The 7400-nt window shown below is 43.1% G+C and carries 5 protein-coding genes; 1 reads left to right on the top strand and 4 read right to left on the bottom strand.

The window, feature by feature from the left end; all coding sequences use genetic code 11:
* From JWQ85_RS11405 to JWQ85_RS11420, 4 genes are all read right to left on the bottom strand, one after another.
* Nucleotides 1-1813, bottom strand: a 1813-nt coding sequence (locus tag JWQ85_RS11405) for a S41 family peptidase (RefSeq protein ID WP_299467988.1), incomplete at its 3' end; no start/stop codon positions are given.
* Between the two features lie 203 nt (nt 1814-2016).
* Nucleotides 2017-2640 (bottom strand): hypothetical protein, encoded by a 624-nt coding sequence (locus JWQ85_RS11410; protein ID WP_299467990.1) that lies wholly within the window; start codon nt 2638-2640, stop codon nt 2017-2019.
* A gap of 217 nt (nt 2641-2857) precedes the next feature.
* Nucleotides 2858-3700 (bottom strand): isoaspartyl peptidase/L-asparaginase, encoded by an 843-nt coding sequence (locus JWQ85_RS11415; RefSeq protein WP_299467992.1) that lies wholly within the window; start codon nt 3698-3700, stop codon nt 2858-2860.
* Nucleotides 3697-4620, bottom strand: coding sequence for a cyanophycinase (locus JWQ85_RS11420; RefSeq protein WP_299467994.1), 924 nt, complete (start codon nt 4618-4620; stop codon nt 3697-3699). Before JWQ85_RS11420 ends, JWQ85_RS11415 begins: the two co-directional genes overlap by 4 nt.
* 156 nt (nt 4621-4776) lie before the next feature.
* Between JWQ85_RS11420 and cphA the strand changes: the two genes are divergently transcribed.
* A partial coding sequence (gene cphA / locus JWQ85_RS11425) for a cyanophycin synthetase (protein ID WP_299467996.1) occupies nt 4777-7400 on the top strand: 2624 nt, incomplete at its 3' end.

Raw genomic sequence — 7400 nt, forward strand, 5'->3', positions numbered from 1 at the left:
GCTGAGGGAGAACCGTGGCGAAACTGCCGGTGGTTGTATAATCGCTTTTATCTATTACATCAAATGGCATTGCAGATGGCTCGGTATCCTCACCATATTTATCCAACGGAATTATTGATGGGAAATCGATATCTGGCAACACGCCTTTATGCTGTGTTGAGCTACCACTAATGCGATAGAATTTGGCTATTGTTAAATTTAACTGTCCAAATTTATTTTGGCTGCCGGTAGCTACCGCTTTTGTTTTACCGGTAAGCGCTACTAATTTATCTTTTAAGGTAGGTTTGATAACTTTATCAAGGTCGATAGCGTTTTGTACCGAGCCTTTACCATAAGTTGGGGTGCCCAATATTAAGCCGCGGCCATAATCTTGTATAGCGCCCGAGAAGATCTCTGATGCCGAAGCACTGAAACGGTCAACCATTATAGCCAACGGGCCAGAATAGGTTACAGATGGATCTTCATCTTTATCAACCTCAACTTGGTTACGCGAATCCCTTACCTGTACAACAGGACCGGTTTTAATGAACAGGCCGGTAAGTTCAACCGCTTCAATTAATGAACCACCACCATTTTGGCGAAGGTCAACAACTACACCATCAACGTTTTCGCGTTTCAGGCTGTCTAATATCAGCTTCACATCGCGGGTGGTGCTTTTGTAATTAGGGTTACCTGCTTTATAATCGGCAAAATCAAGGTAAAATGCCGGTATAGAAATAACGCCTATTCTAACGGTTTTTCCATTATTGTTATAGGTACGGATAGTTTTTTGAGCAGAAATATCTTTCAGGATAATTTTTTCGCGAACCAGCTCAACTACTCTTGGTTTAGCTGCAACAGCGCTACCTTTGGCAAGCAATTGCAAACGTACAGTTGTACCTTTTGCACCACGTATCAGGGCGATAGCATTATCTATCCTCCAGCCCACGATATCCTGAAATTCGCCGGTTTTGCCTTGTGCCACACCTACTATGCGGTCATCAACATGCACTTGTTTACTTTTATCGGCTGGGCCACCGGCTGTAACACTTTTAATGGTTACATACTCGTTTTCGCTAAGCAGCGATGCGCCAATACCTTCTATAGAACGCGACATATCAATATTAAAGTTTGCCGCAAGTGCCGGGTTAAAGTAGTTGGTGTGTGGATCAATAGCCTCTGTAAAGGCATCCATAAACGCCTGGAATACGTCCTGATTTGAAAGCTTGTTTGATTGCGACAGGATATTTGTGTAACGCTTTCTTAACGTTTCTTTATTAGCCGCCAGTTCTTTACCGGTAAGTTTCAGGTTAAGCAGATCATACTTTACGCGTTGCGCCCAAAGGTTGTGCAGCTCGGTTTCTGAGGATACCCAGGGCAACTTATCACGGTCATAAGTATAGGTTTCATTTTGAGAGAAATCAAAATTCTTGCCCAACTGCGCTACCGAAAAGTTCACATACTCGGTATATCTTTTTTGAAAAACGTTGAAGATATAAAACACATTGGCCAGGTTACCGGCTTTAATATCATCATCAAACGTATTTTTAAACTGATCAAATTCCTTTACATCAGATGCTAAAAGGTAGTTATGGTTCTCATCAAGCTTTTTAAGGTAACGGTCATATATAATAGCCGATATAGAATCATTCAACGGAACTTTCTTATAGTTATAATCTGAAACAAGGGTCGCTACATATTTTAAAACAACACTTTGCTGTTCATCGGGTTGCAGGTCATTAGGGCCTGCGTGTTTGTAGTTTGGTTTCGTTGGGGCTGCGTTGCAGGCAAGCGCAGTCGCTAAAACCAGCAATAAATATAATTTCTTGAACATATCTTTTACACTATTTAAATCGGGACCTGTGTGAAACATCAATACTTGTGCCTGTTTTTAACTTTGCATTATAAAAAAAGAGACAGCCACAAAGCCGTCCCGCTAATATATAGATTAACATATATTGAATAACAATATTACAATAATGTTTGATTTATTTAATTATAAGAGTCCCATTTTACGTAAATGTTACAAAAGCAGGGTTATTTTGACTTACCCGTAACATCAACAGCCTCAGCGTAGCGCAGTTCAGATTTAGGCAGCCACACTTTATTGCTTTGCACAAATTTGATCTTACCATCAATCATTTTAACATCATTGTTACGGCCGGTAGTGCGCGCAAGGTCGCGTGCTTCGGCAAGGTCCTGCTGGGCCTGGGTTAAATCGCCCAGATCGGCTTTTATCATGGCCAGGCTAACCAGGTTATTTATAGTATGCTGATGATCGTTTTGCTGTTTAGAGATCAAAATGCTTTGCAGGTAATACCATTTAGCTTCAGACAGGCGGTTCTCTTTAACATAGATCTGTGCCAGTTCGCTAAACTTATAGCTGGCTAAAGCGTACTCGCGGAAACGCATATTATGCTGTGCCGCCCGCATTACAATGCGTTCGTTAATTTCCAGACTAAACTGACTGCGTGCAATAGCTACTAACGTAACTTTTGGTTTAGAAAGAGGGGGTTTTGCTTCAAAAAACTTTTTTAAAGAATGATCTTTAACCTGCGCAATTTGCGGATATCTTTTGTGCTTTTTAAAATCGCCGCGCCACCATTGGGCTGATGCCGAAAGGTTAAGAGCACAAAGAATTACTAAAATAATGTATCGCATTTAAATCTTTCGCGGGGAATATTAAGTTAATTATTTTAACTTGTAACAAATATAAAAATTACTTTTCCGATTTACAATAGCTTAAGAAAGGTGATTTACCTCAGTGTCAGCACAATAAAAACCAAACACCTAAACGTGGGAAATGCGAAAATATTGCACTGCCGCAAAATTAACCTGATGCTATAACTGCAATTTTGCGTCTTATCTAAGAAAAACCCTATTCAAACACCTCAACTTCGCCATCATGCAGAGCCCAAACCATGTAGGGGTGGGTATCGGCATGGTAAATATCGCCGTTATTGGTAATTCCAACTACCCCGGCAAAGCCATTGTAAGGCTTCATTTCGTCGAGCGTTATTTCTGTCGCGGTAGATAGCGGCATACCATCGGTTACACGGGTAACAATTTTTGACGCTACAGACCCGCTTACAATATCCTCGCCCACACCTGTGCATGATATACCCGCATAAGCATTAGCATAGTTACCCGCTGTAGTTGCCGAATCGCTTACGCGACCCGGTATCTCAAAGCCTTTGCCACCAGTTGAAGTTGCCGCAGCTATATTGCCATAAAAATCGAGCGCTACGCAGCCAACAGTACCTAACCGGATAGAATCGCTTAGCTTTTTTTCGTATTCCTTACGGCGTTGAGGTGTTTCGGGGTTGTAATAGGCTACGCCGTTATTAATGGCAAAGCTAATTGCACCATGTCCGCTTAAAACACGGTCGTCATAGTCCATTAATTTTTCGGCGATGCAGATGGGATTTTTTACATCCTCAATATTTATCACCCCACTAAATTTTTGTGTTTTGCCATCCATCAGGGCGGCGCTTAATCTTATTTTTCCGTCGCTTTGGATCTGGGAACCGGTACCCGCGTTAAACAGGTCGCAGTCTTCCAGCAGGCAAACAGTATACACGGCGGTTTGGGCGGCTGTATGGTTTTCCAGGTATTTGTGGCCAAGCATAACAATTTCACGCAGGGCATCTTGCTTCGCTTTTTTAACCTCCTGGTTTGTTAACGATTCGCTAAAAAAACCTCCGTGTATGATCAGCTTCATTGTAATAAGTCATTATTATCCTGGGCACTCACATAAACACCCTCCTCTACCTTAACCACCTTTTTAATGATCATGCGGTGCTGTTGCAGGTCGTACTTATCAAATATCGACATTACATGCACCTTTAAGTTCTCAATAGAAACAGGGCTGCCTATCTCTACATCATAAACGTTAGTTTCTACAATATTCTTGCCATCAACAAGCATTATTAACCCCGAGCCTATGGCTTCCATCATACTGCCTTCGGTGATCAGCAAACCCGCGTCTTCGCCAAGGCCTATACCTAATATGCCCGGGTTAGTAGCCACCGCGTAAAGCAAACGGCCAATACGGCCACGCTGTACAAAATGCGTATCAACAATTACCGAATCAATAAACCCAAGGCCGGCGGTTATTTGCACTTCACCTTTTATAAGGGCCTCGTTGCTTTGCCCGCGGTATATCATATGGGTTGATGCAGCAGCTGCACCAGCAGATGTACCGGCAATAACAAAGTTTTCGTCCTGGTAACGTTGTTTTAAGATCTGCAGGAATTGCGTACCACCAAAAATCGCGGTTAAGCGTAATTGGTCGCCACCGCTAAACATTACTACATCGGCTTTGCTAATGCGCTCTAAATACTCGGGGTTTGAAGCGTCCTCCCGGCTTTTTATATGTAAAACATTTACATGTGTAACGTTTAACTGGTTAAAAGCTTTAATGTATTCGTTGCCTACCAGCTCGGGTATTTGCGATGCTGTGGTAATTACCTCAATAACAGAAGCTTCGTGCTTGTCCGACTCGTTAATGATGCGCTTAAGTATGCCCTTTTCAAAAAATTTAATATAGTTAGGCTGCATTATATGTTCCAACACACTCACGTTACTGCCCATATCCACAGCGCCTCCAATTATTACAAGTTTTCCTTTCGGGACATCCATAATCTTTATATCAATTTATACAAATTAAAATAAAATTGATTAAAAACTAATGTATTAATTAATAAAAATGCATTTTTTGGCTAAAACATTTCATAACATTCATAAGTTTTTTAGCTTTAGAACTATTATTATCCCACCCAATTTCGGAAAGCATCTATGAAGATCGAGAATATACAAGTACTACGTGGCCCAAACCTTTGGAGCGTTAGCCGCAAGAAATTAATTCAAATGCGACTGAACCTGGAGGAAATGGAAGACCGCCCATCTAATACCATTGATGGCTTTTACGAACGGATGAAGGCACTAATGCCCAGCCTGCATAGCCACCGTTGCTCGCCGGGTGTACCAGGCGGCTTTTTTGAGCGTGTTGTTGCAGGCACCTGGATGGGGCATGTTATAGAGCATATCGCTTTAGAGATACAAACCCTTGCAGGCATGGATACCGGCTTTGGCCGCACCCGCGAAACCAAAACACCGGGTACTTACAATGTTGTATTTGCCTATCTGGAAGAGAAAGTAGGCGTATTTGCCGCCGAAGCTGCTGTGAATATTGTCCAAGCCTTAATTGACGGCACAGATTACGACCTGGAGAAAGATATCCAAACCATGCGCGAAATTCGCGAGAATACTCGCCTTGGCCCAAGTACAGGTGCTATTGTACAAGAGGCTATTTCCCGTAAAATACCATGGATAAGATTAAATAATCAGTCGTTAGTACAACTGGGTTACGGTAAAAATCAGGTACGTTTCCGCGCTACCATGACGGAGAAAACCAGCTGCATTGCCGTTGATATTGCCGGTAATAAGGACGAAACCAAGCGCATTTTACAGGAGCAGGCTATCCCCGTAGCCAAGGGCGTCACCATCAGCAAAACCGAGCAGGTAATTGAGGCCATTGATAAGATAGGTTTCCCGCTGGTATTTAAACCGCTTGACGGTAACCACGGCCGTGGCATCAGCATCAATATAAATACTACTGAAGATGCTATAGCGGCGTATGAATTTGCCGCCAAAATATCACGCAGGGTAATTGTAGAGCGTTTTGTAACCGGTTACGATTTTAGGGTTTTAGTGATCGATAATAAAATGGTTGCCGCTGCATTGCGCGACCCGGCCCATGTTAAAGGCGATGGCAAACTAACTATTCAGGAACTGATAGACAAAGAAAACACCGACCCGCGCCGTGGTTACGGGCACGAGAATGTATTAACCCTTATTGACGTCGACCGCGATACCCTCGACCTGCTGGAAAAGAAGGGTTATACTTTAGATACCATCCCTGAAGCAGGCGAAAAGGTGTTTGTAAAATCGACCGCTAACTTAAGCACCGGCGGTACATCTGTTGATGTTACCGACCATGTGCACCCACAAAATATATTCATCTGCGAACGCATCTCTAAAATTATAGGCTTGGATATATGCGGTATTGATATAATGGCCAAAAACCTTACCGAACCCCTTACCGATAACGGTGGCGTGGTGTTGGAAGTAAACGCCGCACCTGGTTTCCGCATGCATATTGCACCAAGCGAAGGCCTGGCGCGCAACGTGGCGGGGCATGTTATTGACATGCTTTACCCGGCAGGTAAATCGGCACGGATCCCTATTATTGCCATAACCGGTACCAATGGCAAAACCACCACTACCCGTTTAATTGCGCACATTGTAAAAAACAATGGCCACCGTGTAGGGTTTACCACCAGCGATGGTATTTATATACAAAACAATATGATGCTAAAGGGCGATACCACCGGCCCGGTAAGCAGCGAGTTTATACTAAAAGACCCCACAGTTGATTTTGCCGTTTTAGAAACCGCCCGCGGTGGCATATTGCGGTCGGGCCTGGGCTTTAGCTCGTGCGATATTGGTGTAATAACCAACATTCAGGAAGATCATTTAGGCCTTTCAGACATACATACCCTTGAAGACCTTACCCGTGTAAAAAGCGTGGTAATTAACTCGGTTAAAAAAAGTGGCTGGGCGGTTTTAAATGCCGATAACAAATATTGTGTACAGGTTGGTAAAAAGGCAGATTGCAACGTTGCCTATTTTAGCAGGGACGAAAAAAACCCGGTTATTGTAGCACATTGCAAAAAAGGCGGCATTGCCTGCGTATGCGAGAATGGCTTTATCACCATAATGAAAGGCGACTGGAAGATACGTGTACAACGCACCATCCAGATCCCGTTAACATTTGGAGGTACTGTGCCATTTATGATTGACAATGTAATGGCGGCCACACTGGCTACCTTCGTACATGGCTTTAAAACCGAGGATATCAAGATCTCGCTGGAAACCTTTATCCCATCGGCAGCACAAACACCGGGGCGTATGAATGTCTTTGAATTTAAAGACTTCCGCTTTATGATCGATTTTGCGCATAACCCCGATGGTTATAACGGTATCAAAGAATTTTTAAGCCATATAGATTCTCCGCTGAAAATTGGCATTATAGCCGGCACAGGTGACAGGCGCGACGACGATATCCGCGAGCTTGGTAAAATAGCTGCAGAGATGTTCGATTACATTATACTACGCCAGGAAAAACATCTTCGTGGCCGAACAGCCGAAAATATTTTGAGTTTACTTATCGATGGTATCAAATCGGCAGATCCCAATAAAAAATATGAAGTGATACCAAAAGAGATTGATGCTATTAAACATGCCATGAGCCTGGCCCAACCGGGTTCGTTCATCACCGCCTTAAGCGATGTAATAAGCAATGCTATTGAAACGGTACAAAACTACCAGGAGCAGGAACGCAACGGGTTGTTTAACGT

The sequence above is a fragment of the Mucilaginibacter sp. genome (assembly GCF_028288105.1).
Lineage (GTDB): Bacteria > Bacteroidota > Bacteroidia > Sphingobacteriales > Sphingobacteriaceae > Mucilaginibacter.